The 23,126-nt window shown below is 34.0% G+C and carries 16 protein-coding genes; 7 read left to right on the plus strand and 9 right to left on the minus strand.

From position 1 onward, the window contains the following. The first annotated feature begins 9 nt into the window (after positions 1-9). The 3 genes from IR010_RS18190 to IR010_RS18200 are packed head-to-tail and all read left to right on the plus strand — an operon-like array spanning position 10 to position 4,540. Positions 10-2,817: an AsmA family protein gene (locus IR010_RS18190; RefSeq protein WP_194605789.1), complete on the plus strand. Its 2,808-nt coding sequence runs from the start codon at positions 10-12 to the stop codon at positions 2,815-2,817. Positions 2,818-2,831: 14 nt separating this feature from the next. Beyond that, positions 2,832-3,344 (plus strand): low affinity iron permease family protein, encoded by a 513-nt coding sequence (locus tag IR010_RS18195; protein WP_035667387.1) that lies wholly within the window; start codon positions 2,832-2,834, stop codon positions 3,342-3,344. Next, positions 3,341-4,540, plus strand: coding sequence for an NAD(P)/FAD-dependent oxidoreductase (locus IR010_RS18200; protein WP_194605791.1), 1,200 nt, complete (start codon positions 3,341-3,343; stop codon positions 4,538-4,540). Before IR010_RS18195 ends, IR010_RS18200 begins: the two co-directional genes overlap by 4 nt. An 85-nt stretch (positions 4,541-4,625) precedes the next feature. Here IR010_RS18200 and IR010_RS18205 read toward each other — a convergent pair whose 3' ends face one another. Further along, entirely contained in the window at positions 4,626-5,576 is a 951-nt protein-coding gene (locus IR010_RS18205) for a GNAT family N-acetyltransferase (RefSeq protein ID WP_194605793.1), read from the minus strand. A 238-nt stretch (positions 5,577-5,814) separates the two neighbouring features. Further along, the gene (locus IR010_RS18210; protein ID WP_194605795.1) at positions 5,815-6,834 is read right to left on the minus strand and encodes a helix-turn-helix domain-containing protein; all 1,020 of its coding nucleotides are present in this window, start codon (positions 6,832-6,834) and stop codon (positions 5,815-5,817) included. Positions 6,835-7,021: 187 nt separating this feature from the next. Between IR010_RS18210 and IR010_RS18215 the strand changes: the two genes are divergently transcribed. From IR010_RS18215 to IR010_RS18225, 3 genes are all read left to right on the plus strand, one after another. Then, positions 7,022-7,513, plus strand: coding sequence for a DNA-deoxyinosine glycosylase (locus IR010_RS18215; protein ID WP_194605797.1), 492 nt, complete (start codon positions 7,022-7,024; stop codon positions 7,511-7,513). A 261-nt stretch (positions 7,514-7,774) separates the two neighbouring features. Further along, positions 7,775-8,209, plus strand: coding sequence for a DUF6526 family protein (locus IR010_RS18220; protein ID WP_029273552.1), 435 nt, complete (start codon positions 7,775-7,777; stop codon positions 8,207-8,209). Positions 8,210-8,621: 412 nt separating this feature from the next. Beyond that, positions 8,622-9,533 carry a hypothetical protein gene (locus tag IR010_RS18225; protein WP_194570624.1) on the plus strand — a complete coding sequence of 304 codons (912 nt, stop codon included), beginning with the start codon at positions 8,622-8,624 and terminating at the stop codon, positions 9,531-9,533. A 359-nt stretch (positions 9,534-9,892) separates the two neighbouring features. On the opposite strand, the gene IR010_RS18230 is transcribed toward IR010_RS18225, so the two are convergent. The 6 genes from IR010_RS18230 to IR010_RS18255 form a co-directional block, all read right to left on the minus strand. Beyond that, positions 9,893-11,917: a glycoside hydrolase family 97 protein gene (locus IR010_RS18230; protein WP_194605799.1), complete on the minus strand. Its 2,025-nt coding sequence runs from the start codon at positions 11,915-11,917 to the stop codon at positions 9,893-9,895. Positions 11,918-11,942: 25 nt separating this feature from the next. Then, positions 11,943-13,187, minus strand: a complete 1,245-nt coding sequence (locus tag IR010_RS18235; RefSeq protein WP_194605801.1) for a glycoside hydrolase family 71/99-like protein — start codon at positions 13,185-13,187, stop codon at positions 11,943-11,945. A gap of 294 nt (positions 13,188-13,481) precedes the next feature. Beyond that, positions 13,482-14,984 (minus strand): RagB/SusD family nutrient uptake outer membrane protein, encoded by a 1,503-nt coding sequence (locus IR010_RS18240; RefSeq protein WP_194605803.1) that lies wholly within the window; start codon positions 14,982-14,984, stop codon positions 13,482-13,484. A 25-nt stretch (positions 14,985-15,009) separates the two neighbouring features. After that, positions 15,010-18,012 carry a SusC/RagA family TonB-linked outer membrane protein gene (locus tag IR010_RS18245; protein WP_194605805.1) on the minus strand — a complete coding sequence of 1,001 codons (3,003 nt, stop codon included), beginning with the start codon at positions 18,010-18,012 and terminating at the stop codon, positions 15,010-15,012. Positions 18,013-18,041: 29 nt separating this feature from the next. Beyond that, on the minus strand, positions 18,042-19,124 hold the full coding sequence (locus IR010_RS18250; protein WP_194605807.1) for a hypothetical protein: 1,083 nt from the start codon (positions 19,122-19,124) through the stop codon (positions 18,042-18,044). A gap of 8 nt (positions 19,125-19,132) precedes the next feature. Next, a complete protein-coding gene (locus tag IR010_RS18255) occupies positions 19,133-19,654 on the minus strand; it encodes a DUF5004 domain-containing protein (RefSeq protein ID WP_194605809.1) in 522 nt (173 codons plus the stop codon). A gap of 481 nt (positions 19,655-20,135) precedes the next feature. Here IR010_RS18255 and IR010_RS18260 point away from each other — a divergent pair, with 481 nt between their 5' ends. Beyond that, positions 20,136-21,734, plus strand: a complete 1,599-nt coding sequence (locus tag IR010_RS18260; protein ID WP_194570630.1) for a DUF6377 domain-containing protein — start codon at positions 20,136-20,138, stop codon at positions 21,732-21,734. Between the two features lie 123 nt (positions 21,735-21,857). Here IR010_RS18260 and IR010_RS18265 read toward each other — a convergent pair whose 3' ends face one another. After that, complete coding sequence (locus IR010_RS18265) at positions 21,858-23,081, minus strand: sterol desaturase family protein (protein ID WP_194605811.1); 1,224 nt, start codon at positions 23,079-23,081, stop codon at positions 21,858-21,860. Between the last annotated feature and the right edge of the window lie 45 nt (positions 23,082-23,126).

Below are 23,126 nucleotides of genomic sequence, written 5' to 3' on the forward strand. Positions count from 1 at the left end.
AACAATGTTATGAAAGCCACATATAAAAATATAAGCCTTAAAATCTTAAAGGTAACCGGAATAGTAATAGCAAGTATTTTGCTGTTACTATTTTTGATTCCGCTGCTTTTTCCTGGAACAGTTGCCTCTGAAGTAAAAAAGATTGCAAACGAACGTTTGGATACGAAATTAGATTTTTCGAAATCCAGACTTTCCTTTTTTACACATTTTCCCTCACTTACAGTTTCACTTGATGATTTGTCGATGACAGGTTCTGCACCGTTTAGAAATGATACTTTGCTTAAAGCGGAACAAGTTGCATTTGGAATTAACCTAAAAAGATTGATTTTCGACAACGAAGTTAAAATCAATAAATTATACGTGTCTAAAGCGATGATAAATATAATGGTAAACCAAAAAGGGCAAGCCAATTATAATATTTATATCGCTCCTGAGGAGAAAAAACTAAAACCAAATGAAAAACCAGACGAAGGAACCGCTATTCGATTAGAACGAATTGATTTGGAAGATTGTCATGTAAAATACAACGACCGTTCTGCCAAAATACTGGTTGATGCAAAAGGTTTTAATTATGTAGGAAAAGGAAATTTGAGCGAAGATATTTTTGATTTGAATACAGATGCTCAAATTGACAAACTTGATTTCTATTACAACAGAACTGGTTATTTAAGAAGAAAAGAAGTTCACGCCAATTTAATTACGCGAATCAATACTCATGCGCTTTCGTTTATTCTTCAAAAAAACGAATTGCATATCAATAAACTACCACTAAAATTTACAGGCTTTTTTACTATTTTGAGAGATGGTTATAAAATCAATATTAAAGCTGCTTCAGAAAATACAACCGTAAAAGATTTATTGTCTGTCATGCCGCCAGAATATTTGACTTGGCTGGAAGAAACCGAAATTTCAGGCAGAAGTGACTTGCTTCTGACTTTCAAAGGAAATTATAATGTTGCTAAAAAACAAAAACCAAATTTAGCTTTCAATTTAAAAATCGAGAAAGGAGCTGTAAATTATCAGAATGCACCAGTGCCTTTAACCGATTTTAATATGGACCTGAATGCCATGCTGCCTGATCTTGATCCGGAAAAATTATTAATAAATCTAAGAGCACTTAAATTTAAAGTGGGTGAAAAAGATTATTTTAATGCTTACCTGCACAGCAAAGGCTTATCTGAAATGACGGTTGATGCAAGTGTAAAGGGCGCGCTGGACCTCGCTGTTGTTGATGCTGCTATTGGCTTAAATAGTATTGAATTAAAAGGACTCTTAAAAACTGATATTCAGGCTAAAGGTGTTTTTAGCACTTCAAAAAAACTATTTCCAAAAACTATCGGAGGAATTGCTTTGCATAATGGCTGGCTAAAAACAGACTCCTATCCTAACCCAATTACCAATATAACTTTTGTTGCCAATATACTTAACAAGGCAGGAACCTATCAAGATTTGATTGTGGCCGTAGCGCCTGCATCTTTTGTTTTTGAAGGAAATCCGATGTATGTAAACGCTACATTATCTGATTTTAGTGATCTGGCTTATAATGCAAAAATAAAAGGCGAATTGAATGTTGGCCGAATTTATCAGGTTTTCTCTAAAAAAGGATTGGATGTAACAGGTTATGCAAAAGCGGATCTGTCGCTTAAAGGAAAACAAAGTTATGCTACAACAGGACAATATGATAAACTCAATAATAAGGGAACTATTATTCTTAAAAATATAAAAGCGACATCAGAACTTTTTCCGAAATCTTTTTTCATTAAACAAGGAAATTTCCGATTTCAGAATGAAAAAATGTGGTTTGAAAAGTTCAATGCTTCTTACGGAAAATCAGATTTTGATATTAGCGGATATCTGCTGAACACTATTAATTATTTCTTAGAATCACACGGAACTTTGACCGGGAACTTCAACATGAAATCAAAACTTATTAATGTTGATGAATTTATGGCACTTGAAAAAGGCGAAAATACCGATCGAAATCTTGAAGTTGAATACGCTAAAGAAGATCATCCAAAAATGAGCGGTGTTGTTCTAGTTCCTAAAAATCTAAATGTTTCGCTTACAGCAAATGCTGATAAAGTCGAATATAACGGTTTGGTTTTAAACAATCTTTCTGGAAAATTTGGAATTTCAAAAGAAGGCTTTTATTTAGAAAAATCAACTTTTGACATCATCGACTGTATTGTTGGAGTTGATGCATCTTATAAAGACGAATCACCAACTACAGCACATTTTAATGCCCATTTTACAGCTAAAGATTTTAGTGTACAAAGAGCTTACAAAGAAATTCCGATGTTTCATGAAATGGTTTCTGTGGCTGAAAAAGCACAAGGAATTATTTCTGTTGATTATACTGTAAAAGGAGATTTAAACGGAAATATGGGGCCAATTTACGAATCTCTGGAAGGCGGAGGAACTTTAAACTTGCGTGATGTGCAGGTAAAAGGATTAAAATTATTTGACGGAATCAGTTCTAAAACCGGACAAAAAGGATTAGATAATCCTGATCTAAAAGGAATCGAAATTATCTCAACTGTCGATAATAATTTAATCCACGTAGAGCCTTTTACATTTTCGGTAGCCAGCTTTAGACCCACTATAAAAGGAACAAGCAGTTTTGACGGATTACTGGATTTACGAGTACGATTAGGACTTCCGCCCTTTGGCATTATCGGAATTCCAATTGTAATCACAGGAACTCACGATGATCCAAAAATTAAGGTTTTTAGTAAAACTGGCAAAAAAATAAACGATGCCATTTATGATGAAATTCGAAATAAAGTAATTCGTGAAGAAAAAGTAAGCAAACCATAAAATCAAAAGAAAAAATGAAAAATAAAAAACAGAATGGCGGCAGTACATTCGAAAAATTCGCTACTAAGGTTTCAAAAGCTTCTGGAAGTACAACTGCTTTTTTAGGTGCTTTTTTTATCGTTGTAGCATGGGCGGTTTCAGGTCCGGTTTTTAATTATTCTGAAACTTGGCAATTGGTTATTAATACCGGTACAACAATTATAACGTTTCTTATGGTCTTCTTGATTCAGAAAGCCCAAAATAAAGATTCTCTTGCCATTCAATTGAAGTTAAATGAATTAGTAGCTTCTAACGAATATTCAAGCAATAGTTTAGTTGATATTGAAAGCATGACTGAGGAAGAGATGATTATTGTTCAAAAATACTATCACAGACTTAGCGAGCTTGCCAAAAAAGAAGAAAGCATAAGAACTTCTCACTCCATTGCCGAAGCACATCAGCAGCATGAACGAAAAGATAAAAACAGAAGTGGGCTAAAAACGATTCAAAAACCAAATACAACAAATCGAAATACAACCAAAAAATGAAACTACGCTCTATAGAAACTTTCTGGCCATTAAAAAATGCTATGAAAGCAAGTTATCCATCAATAGATTCGGATTTAAATACAACGATTTTAATTATTGGAGGTGGAATTACTGGAGCTTTAATTGCTTATAAATTAATAAACGACGGCAAAAAAGTAGTATTGGTTGACCGCCGCGACATCTGCAGCGGAAGCACTGCAGCCAGCACAGCGCTTCTTCAATATGAAATTGATGTAGCATTGCATGAGCTTATTAAAATTAGAGGAATAAACTGCGCTGTTGACAGTTACAGAAATGGAAAAAAAGCCATTTTTGATTTGCGAACCATAATTGACACTGTAAAAAGCGATTGCCAATTTGAATTCAAAAAAAGCATTTATTTCAGCTCTGTTCAAAAAGATCTTCCTTATTTAAGAAATGAATATAAAGCCCGCAAAGAACATGGATTTGATGTGAATTGGCTTGAAAAATACGAATTAAAAAAAATGGGTTTAAATGCTCTTGCGGGAATTGAGTCTAAAACCGCGGCAGTTATGGATCCGTATCGATTGGCAAGTGACATTTTAATTTACTGCCAGAAAAAAGGCATGCAGATTTTTGACCGCACTAATATCACCTCAATTCAAACTCAAAAAGGAAAATCTATAGCGCATACCGAAAATAAATTTACAATCACTGCAGATCATGTTGTACATTGTTCTGGTTATGAAAGTACTCAGACATTAGACGAGAAAGTAGTTGACTTAAAAAGTACCTACGTAATTGCATCTGAGAGTTTGCCTGATCTGCCAAATTCTTTTAAAAATGCCATATTTTGGGATACCAGTAAACCCTATTTATATTTTAGATCTACTGTAGATGGCAGAATTATTGCAGGCGGAGGAGATGAAGAATTTGTAGATGCTAAAAAACGAGATAAATTATTACCTAAAAAAGAACAATATCTTTTACGAAGATTTCAGCGAAAATTTCCCAATATAAATTTTAAGCTCGATTATTCCTGGGCCGGAACTTTTGGAGAAACAAAAGATGGACTTCCTTATTTTGGAAAACCAGATCCGGATAAAAACGAACATTACGTTCTAGGTTTTGGCGGCAACGGAATTACCTTCAGCGTTATTGGAATGAATTCTATTCTAGATTCTATAAATGGAATCAAGAATCAGGATTTGGAATATTATAAGTTTAAGCGTTAATTTTTTAGCTTCTAAGATACTGAGTTGCTAAGTTGCTGAAAAAAACTTAGAACCTTAGCAACTCAGAACCTTAGTGTCTTAAATGCTATAGCACTAATTCCATTTGTATGTTACAGCGTTTGTAAGGCGTTGGTAAACCAAATACCTTTTGAAAACCTAGTTTATAATACAAATTAACTGCAGGCTTTAATATTGTGTTGCTTTCTAAATATATTTTTTTTGCGCCTTGTTCTTTAGCATAATTCACAATAGTTTGGCCTAATAAAAAGCCAATGTTTTTACCCTGCGCTTTTGGAGAAACTGCCATTTTTGCCATTTCAAAATCATAATCAGAATTATTCATTTTAATCAGCGCACAAACTCCCACAGGCTCATTTTTATACAAAGCCACGAAAATTTTTCCGCCCTTATTTAAAATATATTCTTCTGGATTATCTAAAGCTTTGTAATCGGCTTCTTCCATTTCAAAATAAGTCGAAATCCATTCTATATTTAAAGATCTAAAAGCTTCACGGTATTGAGGTTCATATCCTGTAATTTTTACATCTTGGCTTTCTCTCAATTTTTTCTGTTCGTTAACTCTTTTAAGCAAAGTTTTCTGCTCCAATAAAAACTCCCATTCTTCTAGAGCTGCCCAAAGATTTGTAGAAGATTCTGCAATTAATCCGTCAACCGCAGCTTCTACATCCTTCAATTGGAGCTTTAATTCTTTTGAAAATGCTATTCCCTGCGCTGTCAAACCCACAATATTTCGTCGTTTGTCATTGCTTTTTAAACTTTCTTCTACTAATCCTGCCACAATCATTTCCTGAACAATTTTACTGACAGAAGGCTGAGAATGACCAATTTCATTTGCAATTTCTGTAATTGTTATTTCTCTATCTTCTGTAAGCGTATAAAAAACAGGAAACCATTTTGGCATAAAGTCCATTCCGTACAACTCGTATATTTTAGCAGCATCATCTGTAATAATTGCTGTCATCAAACGCAACCGGCTTCCTAAAGCCACTTTGCCCACTTTATTAAAAAATTCCATATATAATTAATTACATAACTAGTTATGCAAAGATATGTAAAAATAGGTTCAAAGTTGCAAAGGTTTAAAGTTGCAAAGGTTTTTTTGCACTGCTAATTTTAATTCTACAAAATAAAAAAGACGGACAAATAATGTCCGCCTTATATTTATCTTTAAATCTTTGCAACTTTAAACCTTCAAACCTTTGTTGCTTTGAACCTTTGCAACTTTGAAGCTTTGAAGCTTTGAACCTTCAAATTTAAGCTGTAATAGCCATCGGATTCAAATTGAATTTATATTCTTTTGGGCTGCAGTTGAACTTTTCTTTAAAGATTTTAGAGAAATAGCTTCTGCTGGTAAAACCAATGCAGTAAACAATCTCAGAAATATTTAAGTCAGATGTTCGCATTAGAACTTCGGCTTTTAAAACTCTAACGTGGGTAATATAGTCGTTTACAGTCCTGTTGTGTATTAATTTAAAACCTTCTTGAAGTTTATTTGGTGACAAACCTGATTTTTTGCTTAACGATTTAATGGTGAAAGCTTCTTCAGGGCAAGATTTTATAAATTCAGAAAGTTCTTTGATTTCTTCCATTTCTTTAAGAGTCAGACAATTTGTATCTTTTGATGCATTTAAATCATCTGTATGCTGCTGAATTTCCATTGCAAGAATAATTCTTAAAATTCCTTCTTTCAATAAATTTCTAACAACTCCTGTTTGTGTTATAGCGTTTAATTGCTCAATTTTTTCAGCAATTTTCAAATTATAAGAACCTACATAAAAGAAATCTTGAACCGTATTATTTTCAAAGAAAGTTTCTTTTACTTTTTGATTTAAGGAATGTAGATTATTTTCGTCAACTTGCGTTCCAACAATAATAAAAGTAAATTTTGTTTTGATGTCTTTTTCAAAGAACAAAACATTATCCTGTTTGTCTTTAGAAGTAACAATAGCAGTCTGAAAAGTTTTGAATTTTCTTTCTTCACCGTTAAGTCCAAAACTATGCGATAAATTTCCTTTAGAACAGTATGCGAAATAAACAGGAGATGACATAACGTTTAGAATATCCAATCGAACATCAGCTGAAAAAGTCATATCAAACTGCACGTACGAAATATTATCATTAAAAGAGGCACCAATAATAGATCCTTTTGCAAAACTATTATTAACTTCAAGCTTATGTTCGTCTAAATCAAAAGTGATTTTTCCGCCTAAGTTGCTTTTCAATTCCTCAAATATATTTTGAATTTTTTCTGTATGGATGGTAACTATTTTCATTTTGCCTGAATTTAAATTCGATAATCTGTTGTAGATTTATATCACAAAGCATTTGCTGCGTTTGCAAATCTGACATCAAAGTTCGTTCACAAGTAGGCCAAAAATGTTATATAATTTTCGGCTTTTGTTTTATAATTACTTATGGTAATATTTTAACTCAAATAAATTATTTCTTAATTCAAAAAAAATGAAAAGTTTTTCTTTCTCACCTATATCCTCTCCTGAAGCTAACATTTTGATTTTAGGCACAATGCCCGGAACAAAATCTTTAGAACTAAATCAATATTATGGACACAATCAAAATAACTTCTGGAAATTTATGTTCATTATTTTAAGGGAAGATTTTTCGAATGATTATGAAACGCGAAAAGCATTATTGCAAAAAAACAACATTGCACTTTGGGATGTTCTTCAATACTGTGATAGAATTGGCAGTTTAGACAGCGCCATAAAAAACGAAATTGCCAACGACTTCGAAACCTTTCTAGAAAAACATTCTAACATCAAAATCATTCTGTTTAATGGTCAAAAAGCGGCCTCGTTTTTCAAGAAATATGTTCATCTAAAAAAAACATATCAGCTAATTACATTGCCTTCTACAAGTCCAGCAAATGCGAGCAAAGGTTTTCAATCTAAATTAGATGAATGGAAAATTATTGCATCTTTAGTACGATATTGAAATCATATAACATTTTCAATTTAAAATATAACACAAAATTTCGACATCTAAATTAATTTTACTTCAACGAAATAAAAGCCATTAGAAGAAATTTTTAGGATGAAAAAGAGGCTTTTTAAAATATAGATATTACTAAGAAAAACTGTAAAAAGTTTAGACTATAAAAGCAACATTGGTTATGTTAGTTTATTTTGAAAAGAAAGCTATTCTAATTATTTAGGGTAGCTTTGTTTTTTTAGTCGAAATCTAAACCAAATAATTATGAAAATTCAAACCTATTACAACCACATACGATTCTATCCCCCACATCATTTTGTATATTACCCAGTTTTATTCCTCTTCTTAGCGGGCAGCCTTTATCTTGCCTTTACCACAAACGATATGTTAATCTGGTTATTTATCAGTGCTATATTTATATTTTTATTTGCACTTGGTTTTATGCTTCGCCAGCATTATGCGCTCATTTTGCAAAACCGAATTGTAAGACTCGAAGTGCGATACCGCTATTTTACCCTAACCGGAAAAAGGCTCGAAGAATTTGAATATAAATTAACAGACGATCAAATATTTGCTTTAAGATTTGCACCAGACAATGAATTTTTACCACTTCTCGAAGATGCTCTAAAAAATAACTTACCTGGAGATTCTATCAAAAAAGCCATTGTTCACTGGAAAGCCGATTATAATAGAGTATAAAAAGTAAATCTAAAAAATATAAAATTCCAAATTCCAAAGTTTTTCAACAGTTGGAATTTGGAATTTTCATTTATAATTAATTCCACAGTCAAAATTCGTAAATCATAACTCAAATAAGGGCGTGCCACCATCCCGATAAAAGGGCAAAATACCTGTGCGCGCATACGCCCTTTTATCGCGATGCTGTCGGGCTATACGCGCTACTTTGGTAGCCAGCTTATATCCCTCACGCGGTTGGCGTATCCAAAAAAAAGTCTGTTTTTTAACAATTTCAAAATAAAAACAGGTTGTCTAAAAACCATACCACACTGATAATCAAACAAATTACTTAAAAATAAAAATTAAATGAATGATTTTTTTTGTTAACTTTAAGTGTTAAAACTTTATCAATTAAATTTAAAAATAAATTATTATGAAAAAATTATTTTATTTTTTGATAGTTTCTCTTTTTTGGCTTTCATCACATGCACAAATTGTTGCTGAAGCTGCCGCTAAAGACACTTTAGTTTCAATTGAAAACAAAGCTGCTTTTGATCAAAACATTCCCGATGATTTGCCATGGCACGCACGACGTTTTAAATTGACTGCCGGCGTCTTTTTTCCTTCTAATAACACCGAGGTAGAAGTTGGAAGCAATAATGGAAACTTTGGAGATTTAATTGATTTTGAAAAAGACCTTGGTTTTAATAAACATACAACATCATTTGCCGGATCTTTTGAATGGAGAATATCAAGAAGGTCAAGACTTGGCACAGAATTTTTCTATCTAAAAAGAACCTCAACTAAAACCCTGCAGAGAGATATTGAATTTGGAGATCATACATATCCAATAAATGCGACGGTTTCTGCATTTATGGACAATCAAATTGTTCGCGTTTATTATGGTTACGCTTTTATATCAAAACCAACATATGAAATTGGAGCGCTTATAGGAACACATGTTTTATTAGGAGATGTGGGTTTACGTCTTGAAGCAGGCACCGCACAGGCTGAATACAAAGATAATTTCGATTTCACAGCGCCACTGCCAGATCTTGGAATATGGGGAGAATTTGTATTAGCGCCAAAATGGGGACTTTATGCTAATATTAACTATTTCGCCATTAAAATCAACGATGTTGACGGGCGAATTTTAAGTTATAATTTATCTGTTTTATATAATATTTACAAAAACTTCAGTTTAACTGCCGGCTATACAGGTCTAAACATGAGAGTTGATGTTGAAAAAGAAAGACTAAACGGATTTTTCAAATGGGGTTATTACGGACCAACATTAGCCGCTACTTATAGTTTTGGAAATCATGTTAAGCTTTATAAACATTGATTTTTTTGTTTCAGGTTTCAGGTTTCAGGTTTCAAGTTTCAGGTTTCAAGTTTCAGGTTTCAGGTTGAAATGAGAATTAACCGCAAAGTTCGCAAAGTTTTTCTATAAGGAAGGATTTATAAAAACACAAAAAGTTCGCAAAGCTTTATCAAATCAAAGCCTTGCGAACTTTTTCTGTTCAAAATCAATAAATTTTCTTAGCGTGCTTTGCGGTAAATATCCATCAAGATTGCAACCTGAAACTTGAAACCTGAAACCTGAAACCTGAAACAAAAACAACAAGCCCGATACCTTAAAAGATATCGGGCTCATCAGCTCAAACTTAACTTAAACTCAAAATAAACTTAACAAAACTTATTTTACTTCTCGATTGGAGTGAATTTTATAGCTGTTCCTCCTCCAGCTGCGAGTTTGACATCTAAAACTGTTTTACTGTTTACTTTTTGTTTTGAAATAATAACCGGATACGGATTGGTTTTGTAATTCGCTCCTTTTCCATCAGCATAAATTTCAGCTTCGTATTCTTTTCCAGAATCTAAGAATGATAAATTCACTTTTAGATCTCTAGCATTTTTATTTGTAATAGATCCTAAATACCAGTTTTTTTCCTCCCAGTCTTTACGGACAATTGTGGTGTATTCTCCAATTTTAGAATCTAAAACTTTTGTATCTGACCAAATACAGGGAACATCTTTTATAAACTGAAATTCCGGTTTGCCAACATAATTTTCCGGTAAGTCTGAAGCCATTTGCAGCGGACTAAAAATAATAACATACAATGCCAGTTGATTCGCCAAAGTACTCTGCACTCTTGCACCAGAAGGCGTTTTATAATCAAAATTAAAATTCCCGGGCGTGTAATCAAAAGGTCCTGAAAGCATTCTGGTAAAAGGCAAAGTAGTTAAATGTTCTGGCGTATTTCCTCCATCAACAGACCAAGCATTGTATTCTTGACCTCTTCCTCCTTCTTGTGACATAAAATTTGGATATGTACGCTGAATACCAGTTCCTTTCATTGGTTCATGATTGTCGATCATGATGTGATATTTAGCTGCAGTTTCGATAACTTTTCTGTAATGACGCGCTCCGTACTGGCTGTCGTGCCATTCTTTTTTATCCAAATATTTGTTTACATAACCCGTTTTAACCGAATTCACGCCCATTTTTTGATACAGTTTAAAAGCGTCTTCCAATTGGTTTTCGTAATTTTTTGTAGCGCCGGCCGTTTCATGATGTCCAATTAAGCGAACATTTTTCATCGCTGCATATTTTGTAATTTCTTCTAAATTAAAATCAGGATAAGCTTTTACAAAACTAAACGCAGATCCGTCAGCGGTCCAGTCGCCGTCCCAGCCTTCGTTCCAGCCTTCAACCAAAACACCATCAAAATTGTTTTTCGCAGCAAAATCAATATATTCTTTTGTATTCTTAGTTGTAGCGCCGTGTTTTGGTCCTTGCCCCCAAGTAAATTTTTCTAAATGCATTCCCCACCAAATCCCAATGTATTTTGAGGGCGTGATCCACGATAAATCTTCAATTTTAGATGGCTCATTTAAATTCAGCATAATTGTCGAAGTAGCAACTTCTCCGGGAGTTTTACCCACAACAATCGTTCTCCAAGGCGTTTTAAAAGGCGTTTCGGCATAAACTTTTACACCGTCAGCCCAAGGAACTAAATCACTTTTGTATTGTTTGCTGTTTGTTTTTAAAAGTGTCATCGAAGCAAAATCAGTTAAATTGGCTTCATGAATAGCAACGTAAAGTTTCTCTTTGGTTTCAAAAGTTGCCGGAGTATTTATTGTATCCGTCTCACTTACTGGAGTTTTGCGATACGTACTTTCATAATAACTATTCTCTCGATGTACCGGAATCCACCAAACATCATTTTCAGATTTAAAAGTGAATTGCGTTATTTCATTCGAGATTTTTACTTTTCCTAAATGAGGCTGTTTCGGAAATTCATATCGAAATCCTACACCATCATCAAAAACTCTGAAAATAATATCAACCAATCGCTCCTCTCCTATTGATTCTTTTAAATGAACAATCAATTCGTTGTGGTGATCTCTCAGTTTTTTGAATTCTCCCCAAGGCTGCTCCCAAGTTTCATCTGCTGTTTTTTCGTCGGTAGAAACTACTTGAAAACCTTCTGTCATTTTTTGAATTCCCTGAAATTCAAATCCCAACAAAGAAGGTTCTATAACCGATTTTCCATTTGATGAAAAGCTGTATTGAGGCTGACCTGACTGCGTTAATTCAAAAGTTAATTCGGTATTTTTTCCGGGCGAACTTATTTTGTATGTTTTTTTAGTACTAGAACTGCACGCGTATATTAACATCGACGCAAGAATGATCAGACAGCAGCTGTATTTTATGTTTTTCATTATTTAATTGTATTAATTACAACTCTTATTTTATTTCACTTAATAACTGTTTTGCTTTTGCGGGCTGCATAGAAACAAAATAATTAAAAGCCTGATCTAATTTTTTCTGGGCATCTGCATTGCCTTTCTTTTCTATTCTTAGGTTGTATAATTTGCTGATTTCTGTAAAAAACGATTCGGTACTTTTTACTCCCGCAAATGCTTTTACTTTTTCGATATACGTATAACCAAATTCAACCGTTGGTTCGAACATGGTTCCTTCTCCAAAGTCATTCCATGTAATCAATTGCAAATAGTTTACGTTTGCATTTTTTGCCATAGAAAGTGTTTCCTCGAGCGTGGCGCCATTGTTATGCTCTATTGTCCAGCCAATTGCCGCTCCGCCTCCGCCTTCGGAATAAAAATCTTTAAAACCGGGATAAGCACTTCCCATCGCAACTGAAAGTTTTGGTTTGGTATTGGTATAAAATTTTGTCAAATAAGTGCTGTTTTTATACACCCAGGCATATTCACCTGCAGCATTTTCTCCCGCTTCTACAGATTGATCCCAAAGGGTTAAAAAAGTTGGTTTTGCAGTTAAAGCACCAAAAATGTTTGTCCATTCTGCAGGCGTCTGCAGTACAATTGGTCCAAAATTTAACAGCAATGGTTTTCCATTAATTTTGATGTAGTTCGAATCGCCAAAATAATTCGTCTGCAAATAACCCAAATCAGTTTTAGCGGCGCTTGTAACCGAAATTGCTTTCCCGGCATCGACAGCATTTTTCGTCACTCGGTCCTCATAAACGATGGCATATTCAAGTCCAACTTTATCAAGCATGGCAATCAATTGCTCTGTATTTTCTTTTACCATTCGATAATCGTTTACATCATATGTGCCGTACCAATCGATCAAAAGCCCATCAATTCCTGAATATTTCATCAATAATAAATGATTTTCAATCACATTTTTATCGCCAGAATGATACGGTCCGATCATCGGATAATAATACGATGCAATTTCTCTGCGGTTGTTTGCTCCAATATTGTTTGGGTTTTTATTGGCCATTGTCCAATGATATCCCCATTTTTTATCGGGACTGCTTTCATTGGTTTCAAACCAAGGCATATAATGAAGGTAAATTTTCGTGCTGTTTGTTTTTTCAATTGCAACCGGAGCGAGTGTTTCTGGCTCTGTTGGCTTGTCTGAACCTTTGTCATCACTGCTGCATCCAGAAGCGACCAAAATGTTCATAATTCCAAAAAACAATAATGTGATATATCTTTTCATATTAATGTATTATTTGTTTTTATTTTTTGATACAGATTAAAAATTTATCAGATTTTTTAATCATTAATCTGTGGTTAAATTTCTCTCGCAGATTTTGCACATAAAGCAGATTTGTTTTAATGAAATTTGATTACGAAAATCAATGAAAATCTCTTTAAACTATATGAAAAAATAAATCTATCAGATCTGCAAAATCTGCGAGAAAAAAAATTGTTCAGTAATTCTTATACCAAAAAAATTAAAATATGTCAGCCTTCCGCGACTAACCAACATGGAAGGCTGACATTCAATAACCTAATACCCAGGATTCTGTACCAGATTTTTATTTGTAGTTAAAACTGTACTCGGAATAGGGAAAATCGCTCTATACTTTTCAGTTGCACCTTTTTCCCACCACGGCTGGAAAAATGTTCCAAAACGAATATTGTCTGTTCTTCTTCTTCCTTCAAAAGTAAATTCTTTCAGCAGCTCTTTATCAATAAAATTAAGATCAATAGTTGCTGGCATTTCTTCTCCTGCACGTGCTGTAATTTGCTGTACAAATGGTTTTGCTAAATCAGGTGATCCTAAGCGAACGTAGCATTCAGCCTGCATCATTAAAATTTCGGCATAACGAATTAAAACAAAATCATGATCGCGCTCCCATTGTTCGCCCGCTTTCATTTCGTATTTTCCTAAACGAACTCCCTGATTTTCTTTTGCATCTGCGACACTTGTTACTTCTTCAGTATACGTTAATGGCTCTCCGTTATCCATAATAATAACAGAACCAGTCGCTAAATTTATCTGATCTCCGGCAACCATGCATTTTTTTCTTTTATCAGTATCTGAAAAAGCCGAATAAACTCCTGGCTGTGCGCACATTCCGTTTGCGCTCCACGGATAATCTCCAATTGGAGAAAGTGTTAGTTTATGCAGATAATGACAAGACATTGAAGACATATAATTCCCAACTGTTCCTGCTTTTTGATCGTACGGGATTGCAAAAATTATCTCTGGAGATTTTTCATTTTGTGTTGCAAAATTGGCGAAGAAATCAGGCGCTAATGTATAACCTGTTACTTTCTGACACATGTTAATACAGTCTTGCCAACGCGCAGTTCCGATAAATGCTTCCGAATTTAAATACAATCTTGCCAATAAAGAATAGGCAACATTTTTTGTAAATTTAGAATATACTACATTTGAAGTTAAGTGCGGAATCGCATCCAGCAATTCTTTCTCCACAAAATCATACACTTGTTTCCTTGAAGAATTAGACGGCAATGCTGTATCTTCAAAATTGACAACAATTGGCACATTCCCAAATAAGTCTAAAAGATTATAGTAATAGTAAGCTCTCAACGCTTTTTCCTCAGCATAAATTGGTGCTTTTGCAGCAGCTGTTAAAGAAGATTTATCGATTTGATAAATGATAGAATTGATTTTTGCAATTCCGGTATAATTGTAACGCCAAGCGGAAAGAATCATACGGTTGTCTGCTTTCCAAGTGTGTCTTTGAGCGTCTTGATATTGACCGCCATCGAACCAGTTTGTTCCTCTGGTTGGAATTGTAGCTTCATCAGAAACTGTTTCATTTAAAAAGAATACATACTCACAAGTTGGATAATTATTTGATATACCGTCTGCAAATCCTCTTAGCGAAGAATAAGCACCTCCAACTAATGCATCAATTTCTTTTGGAGTATTGCCAAAGTCTCCATCTTCTACTTTATCATATAAATCTTCATTTAAATTGGTACATGATATCGTAAAAAGCATGCTCATCAATATTGCTGCTGTTATTTTGATTTTCATTTGTTCTATTTTTGAGTTAATTCGCTTAATTATTTAGCGTAAAATTTAATCCAACAGAAATAGTTGTTGGTCGAGGATAATTATTATACTTATCAATTCCTGGAGCTGCTAATCCTGTCTGGTCAACACCATCTTGAGCATTTAAGCCAATCTCTGGATCAACACCTTTGTAGCTTGTCAAAACAAAAAGATTTTCTCCCATAAGATAAACTCTCAGTTTTGAACTTTTATACTTCAACGGTAAAGTATAGCCTAATGAAAGTGTTTGAAGCCTGAAGAAAGAGGCATCTTCAATCCAATAACTTGAATATTTTGGAGATGACGTAATCCCGCTGTTCAAAAAGTCATCCGGAACATTGAAAGCCGGAAGTCTGTTTGGATCATTTAGCATCATATTTGTTGCATTTAATGCTTTCTGACCAAACATTCCATAACCTGAAACGCCAAGGTCGAAGTTACCGTAAGTAAAATTCATCCCGATTCCTAAAGTTAAATCTGGCTGTACATTTCCTAAATCTCTTTTGTCATCATCGACTAACGCATCTCCTAAAACTTTATCATTTGCAGCATTGTAATACAGCATTTTTCCATCGGCGTCAAGCCCAGCGCTTTTAAATCCCCAGAAAGTTCCAACCGGATATCCTTCGGCAATAATTTGAGAATACTGACCAGACATACCAGATAACCCATGAAGAGATCCGCTGTAAATCACATCTGTTTCATAAGTAGTATTTGATAGTTTTTCAATTTTTTGAATATTGTGTCCTAAAGTTAAATTGGCATTCCAACTAAATTTATCTCCTTTAATGATGTCAGCATTCAGCGTAAGCTCCACTCCTTTATTTGACATTTCGCCAACGTTCGCCAGCATTGTTCCAACTAAGTAAGGTGGTTGAGGCACTTCGTACGTATATAATAAATCATCCGTTTTTTTAGAATAATATTCAAATGAGCCCGAAATTCTATTGAAAAGTGTAAAATCGATACCAACATTAATTTGTTTTGTAGATTCCCATTTTAAATCTGGATTTGGATTTTGTTTTGGAGAATAAGCCAAACTCCAAGTTCCCGTAACTGGATCGTAGTAACTGTCGTTTCCAACTCCTAGAATTGAAAGCGATTTGTATTCGCCAATCCCGTCCTGGTTTCCGGTAACTCCATAACCTACCCTAAGTTTTAAATTATCAAGCCAGCCTTTTGAGGAGCTCATAAAATCTTCGCTTGAAATTTTCCAGGCTAAAGAAGCAGATGGAAAAGTTCCCCATTTATTATTTTCTCCAAAACGGCTAGAACCGTCTCTTCTTACTGTTGCTGTCAACAAATATTTGCTGTCGTATGAATAATTGGCACGAGCATAAAATGAAACCAAATTTGATTTCCCTTTATACGAATACACATCACCTAAACGGTAATTGTAACCAGCGCCTAAATTATTGTAGCTAAATGCATCTGTAACAAAACCGCTTCTTTGTGCACCAAAACCTTCATAAATATTTTCTAAATACGAATATCCGGCAAGCGCTCCAATATTGTGTTTGTCAATTATTTTATTGTAATTGACATAAATTTCGCCTTGAGCATTAGCATATTCAGCATATGTTTTTTGAGCGTAACCGTCTTCTGTTCTTCCTTCCATAACTGCGTATGAAGGTTTATACGTGCTTCCTTTTACGGCGTTATGTTCGTATGAAATGTTGGCTACCGCTAGAAAATCATTCAAAAACTTAACTTCAGTTTTAAAGTAACCCAGCAATCTGTGTCTTTCATTGTCAACGGTTCTGTTCGTCAAAATCTCAACCGGATTTTCATAAATTGTACCGCTTACTGAAGTAAAATCTCCATTTGCATCATAAACAGGAATTGTTGGATTTAGATTATAAGAACGTTCAAAAATTCTATAATCTAACGGATGCCACTTATCAACATTGGCAAATAATCCCATATCAAATTTTACATCTTTATTATCACCAAGATATTGGTACGCGCTAACGTTGCCGCTTAATCTTTCTAAACCTGTAGTTTTAATAACACCTTCATTATTTAAGTATGAAAGAGAGGTTCTAAAACCACTGTCTGCTTTACCAGAATTAATGCTTAAAGTATGCGATTGCGAAATAGCAGTCTGCTCTAATTCTTTTTGCCAGTTGGTATTTCCTCCGTAATCAATCGCATCTTTATTGCCTGTTTGGCGCACATATCCTCTCCATTGATTGGCTGATAGAAGATCTAAATTATCCGCAACATAACCAATACTTGATAAACCGCTGTACGTTACAGAAACACCTTTTGTCCCTGATTTTGTTGTAATTATAATAACTCCATTTGCTCCTCTAGATCCATATATGGCTGTCGCCGAAGCATCTTTAAGAACGTCAACAGATTTAATATCCGAAGGCTGAACGATATTGATATCAACTCCTGCAATTCCATCTACTACAATTAGCGGACTGTTGCTCGCTGTCAGAGATGTTCCTCCACGCAAGCGCAATGTAGAACCTGCTGCAGGATCTCCAGAAGGACGAATTACATTTAATCCGGCAACTTTTCCCTGCAAAACCTGTTCTGTAGATGAAATGGTTCCTTTTACTAAATCATCTCCCTTAACTGTAGAAATTGCTCCAGTTAAATCTGATTTCTTTTGCGTTCCGTATCCAACGGCAACAACTTGAACTTCTGCCAGCATATAACCATCATTCTGCAGACGAACATCAATAGGAGATTTGGTTCCTGATAGAATTTGAATTTTTTGAGTTGTCGATCCGATAAACGAAATTTCAATTGAACTTCCTACGGCTACAGTCAAGCTGAATTTACCGTCAAAATCTGTAGTGGTAGCATTTTTAGTACCCACCTCTATTACTGAGGCGCCTGGCAATACATTTCCGGTATTGTCATAAACAGTACCAGATACCTGCTTTTTATCCTGAGCGAACATTCCTCCCGAAAGAAAAAGCATGAAAATCATGAATACCACAGTTTTAGTAGTCCACGTATGATACAGGACTATTTTTTTATTTTTACTATTCATTAGAATTGATGTTTTAATTTGATAGTGAATTATTTGTCTAGCGTTTTAAGCGGCATTTTGGTATCTGAGATCGTTTTGTCTTTGTTGTCTTTTACTACAACATGAATCTCATTTAAGTTCGCAATACCATTTAGTTCTGTAACTAAATTGACAAATCCTTTTATCTCTGCCTTTCCTCCGGTAAACTCACCAGAAATTATTTTGCTTCCGGCTGTAATGGTGTAGAGCAATTTGTTTACGCCCGGCTCATTGTTTTTTCTAGACATTCCCAGAAAATCCTTTTGACTGATCTGCAAAGGAAAAAATGCAAATACCGGTGGCGGTGGTGGAATATATTCTCCAGCGTATAAAACCTGATCCGGAATTGTTCCGGCCCAATCGTCTTTTACCATCAAGAAAACTAAATTTTCCATTACGTAACCGTCTGGTGCGTTATAATATTCCTTCGGAATCAAATCCATTTTATAGAATCCGTTTCCTAAGTCTTTTAATTTTGTTTTTGCTGCAATTTCAGGAAGCCAAGATTGGTATTCTTGTTTAATATCCCAATTATTTAGACCGCTGTGTATATGTACACTTGTCGCGCCTGCAAATCCTGGAGCCAAATTGGCATTGAATAAAATACTTACGCCTTTATCAATTGTTGGTTTTGTTGGATAAGCTCTGATTAGTTCATTAGCTGTATAAAAAGAAGAAAAATCAGTATAAGGCATATTGGCAACATCACTTTGCTTCGATCCGTTTTTGTTTTTTAAACGAAACCAAAATCCTGCGCTTGCTGCAATTTCCTCCGGAGTTTTAGAGAAATACTGTGTTGGAGTTAAAGTAAAACTCCAAACTTTATTGCCAACATACGTCAGTTTTGCAAAGTCTGACGAGTTTTCCCAGTGTCCTGCATCTGGCTCAGATGGCGACCAGATCCAGATATAAAGATCTTCATTTTCAGCAAATGTGGTTCCTGAAAGATCAAAGTACCAAGTCACTTTTTCATCATATTTGTATACTACAGGAAATGATGACATACTTCCCACAGCTCCTGCGGCTTCTTGAGCCTGCGTAAAATTAGGAGCCATTAAAAGGGCAAGTAAAATTGTATATAGAAATTTTTTCATATTACTTTTTAATTAATAGCATTTAATTTAAACACGTACGACACAAAAGGGTTTCCTCCTGAAGTATGCACTAACTGAAATTCCATTTCGTCATTGCTTCCCGGAACTGATGTTAATCTAAGTTCATCTGTTTTTTGTGTTTTTTGTGCGTCACTATACAAGTAGATTTTTACCGCGCTTGCGTTCGTCTGCTGAAAATCTGAGCTTAACTGCCAATATCCCTTTGGGGCAAATAACGCTGGCACGTTACCCAAAACTTCATAACTTGTCGGATTATTCTTTTCGTCTACGCTGAATCTGATTTTAAAATCTTCGTAGTTGAAATAGGTGCTCAAGTTTTCTTCACTTGGTTCGATCTTATTTGCTTTCGCAGATTCGTCAACCATTTTTAAATTTGTTAATCCCCAGTCTCCATTTACTTTCTCATAAATGGTAATCGGATCAACGTGGCTTCCGTCGTCAGTATTATCACAGCCAACGGCTATTAAACACAAAACAAAAGCCAGCCAATACATACTTTTACATCTCATAATTTGTGGTTTGATTGTTAGTTTTTTTTGCCTCATTAAAGACAGAACGAAGCTAGATGTTAAATAAATCTAAAAAAAAATATCTTAGAAAAATCAAGATATAATTCGAATAAATTGTAAATCAATTAATTGAAAATCAATATTTTATAATATTTTTGCATTTACAAAAATCAAGGTTATGTTTAGATCAAAATCAACAATTAATTAATGGTAATTATGACAATATCTAAATTAAAGTCTATATTTTTTTCACTATACATATATATAATTGCTTTTTATTGTATAATTTCAAATTATTAGACTACTTTTAACATTTAGATCTAGTTTTTGGATGCCAAACCCAATTTTAGAGCTTTGTTTATTGAAGTTGTAAAATTCTGAAAGTTGTCTAATCATCAGCTTTCAAGTTCTTTTTTCAAATTAAAAAACGAATTAACTCGAACCAATCAAAAGGAATTTTTTACCCTAACCAAACAAAACCATGCAAAGAATATTCATTCTATATTTTTTTATTGCAGGTTTTTCTCTAACTGCGAAAGAGACAAATCCTGTTCTGGAAGAATTAGATAAAGTACTTCTGAAAAAAGATGTTTACTTAAAACAGAAGTATCGCAAAATTGAAGCTTTAAAAAAAAACGTATCAAAATTTACGGTAAGCCAAAACAACGAAGAGCTCTACAATAGCTATATGGCATTGTTTGAAGAATATAAATCGTTTAAATATGACTCTGCTTATTATTATTTAGAAGAAGCAAAAATTAAGGCGATCGTTTTAAAAGATCCAAAGTATTTGGCTCATAGCCGAATTAAAGAAGGTTTTGTATTGCTTTCGTCAGGATTATTTAAAGAAGCAATTGACACATTAAATGTTATTGATGACACTAAACTAAATCTTAAAAATAAGTTTGAATACTATTCCATAAAAGCCCGCGCTTATTATGATTTAGCTGATTACAACCGTGATCAGCGTTTTAATATTCACTATGTACAACAAGGAAATCATTTCCTTAAAAAAGCGTTGGAACTAATCGGAACTAATACAAACGAATATTGGGCAGCCGAAAGTCTAAAAAGATTAAAACAACAAGATTGGCGTGGTGCCGAATTTGCTTTTAGTTACTGGATTAATAATTATACTTTACCGCCTGATTATTACGGAATCGCTACTTCCAGTCTTGGCTACATTTATTCGGAACGAGGATATACAAAAAAAGCAATTCAATATTTAGCGCTCGCCGCTATTGCAGATGTCAAAAATGCGACAAAAGAAACTGTTGCGCTTCGGAATTTAGCCAACGAACTCTTTAAAATGGGTTATCTTGACAAAGCAAATGAATACATTAACATTGCCATGGATGATGCTACTTTCTACAACGCCAGACATCGCAAAATTGAGATTTCGTCTATATTGCCTATTATCGAAAAAGCGCAATTGAATAATGTAAAAGATAAGAACGATAAACTCGAAAAGATCATTATTCTGCTGACAATCTTAACACTAATTATTGTATTGTTTTCGATTATCATTTTTAAGCAGCTAAAAGAAAAAAATAAAGCGCGCAAGATAATGGCTTCATCGTACGCGCAGCTTCAGGAAATGAATATCAGTTTAAGCGAAGCGAATGCCATCAAGGAAGAATATATTACGTATTTTATTAAGGCGACATCTGCTTTTATTAATAAAATAGACCATCTCCAAAAAAGTACGCTTCATAAAATTATTACAAAGAAAACCGACGAAGTTATTGCGAGCCTGAAACGCTATAACGTTAAAGAAGAACGCGAAAATCTCTTTCATCAATTTGATGAAATTTTCCTGAAATTGTTCCCAACTTTTGTGACAGATTTTAATCATTTATTTCCAAATGATCATAAATGCATCGTTAAAAAAGGAGAACTTTTAAATACTGAATTAAGGATTTTTGCTCTGTATCGATTAGGAATTCAGGACAGCAGTCAAATGGCAGAATTTCTCGAACTTTCTGTAGCTACAATTTACACTTATAAGACAAGAATCAAAAGCAAATCAGATTTTAAAGATACCTTTGAGGAAAAGATTATGGCAATTAAAACGATTTAAATTACATTCGTCCTTCATGTAAGGTTTTCAAAACCCAGGAAAGAGAAAAAGCGACATGTAAATGTCGCTTTTATTTGTATTATTTATTAAATTAAATACTCATATCCCTTAACTCATAACTGGTTATTCAGAAGTTTCCAGCTGCAGCACTACATTTTGATACCTTTTGCTCAAAGAAAAGAATTGCTCGGCAAAAATCATAATCGCAAGCGGAATAAAGAAGAACGAAGTTAAATCTTCTTCATATAAAAAGTAAGTTGTTATAATAAAAATTCTTCCATATTCTAGATAATACATCCATTTTCGCTGTTCTAATAAAGCACCGCAATTGATTAATGTAATAAGAATAAAGCACAGAACAAAAACTTTATCAACGATGTTTAAATACTCAAAATAATACGTAAAAACAGTCAATACCAAAGTACATACTCCTAATTGAATATAGAGATAATTTCTAAATCGAAGTCTTTGATGCGGATTGCTTTTATCCTGCAGAAAGCGTTTTTCTAAAATTGGGCGAATATCCTGATCCATATGAGCTGGGCTTCCAAAAACAGCGTTCCATCTGGCTTTAAAGCCTTTAGAACGTTTCCATAATTCGAAAATTTCAAAGTAATAATGAAAATGCTGCCACAAGAAACTGTAGCTTTTTAAAGGATGCGTTAATCCGTATTTTGGTTTTTCCTCTTCTTGCTGAAAAGTTCCAAAAAGGCGATCCCAAAAAGTAAACATATCTCCGTAATTTTTATCCAGGTATTTTTCGTCAGAGGCATGATGTACACCATGAACAGAAGGCGTTACAAAAACATATTCAAGCCATTTTATTCTACCAATAAGCTGTGTATGCGTAAAAAAAGAATAGGCACCATGAACAATAAGCATTGTAATAACCATAGACGGATGAAAACCGACAAAAGGAAGAACGCACCAAAATCCGGTACGTATAATTGCCTGAAAAGTAGTTATTCTGGCAGCAGCTGTAAAATTAAATTCTTCACTGTGATGGTGCACAATATGTGCCGCCCAGAAAAAATTGACTTCGTGTCCTAATCGATGGTACCAGTACCAAACAAAATCGGTTGCCAAAATTAGCGCAAACCACACAAAAGCATTATTAGGAATATAAAAAATTCTGTAGTTATTATAAATGAAATAATACAGCTGATAAAAACTAGCAGCTATAAAGAGATTGATCAACCGTTCTGCAATACCAATACTGATATTAGAAACAGAGCTTTCATAATTAAAAATTTCCGGTCTCTTTTTACGCTGTGCCAACTTATATTCTAAAAACAAAAAAAGAAAGAAAGCGGGCATTGCGAACGCAAGAAAATTAATATGTTCCATTTTTAAAAATTACTTTTTTTCGATTCTAAAAAAACTCTAATAGAA

This window comes from Flavobacterium sp. MR2016-29, assembly GCF_015350695.1.
In the GTDB taxonomy this organism is placed as follows: Bacteria; Bacteroidota; Bacteroidia; order Flavobacteriales; family Flavobacteriaceae; genus Flavobacterium.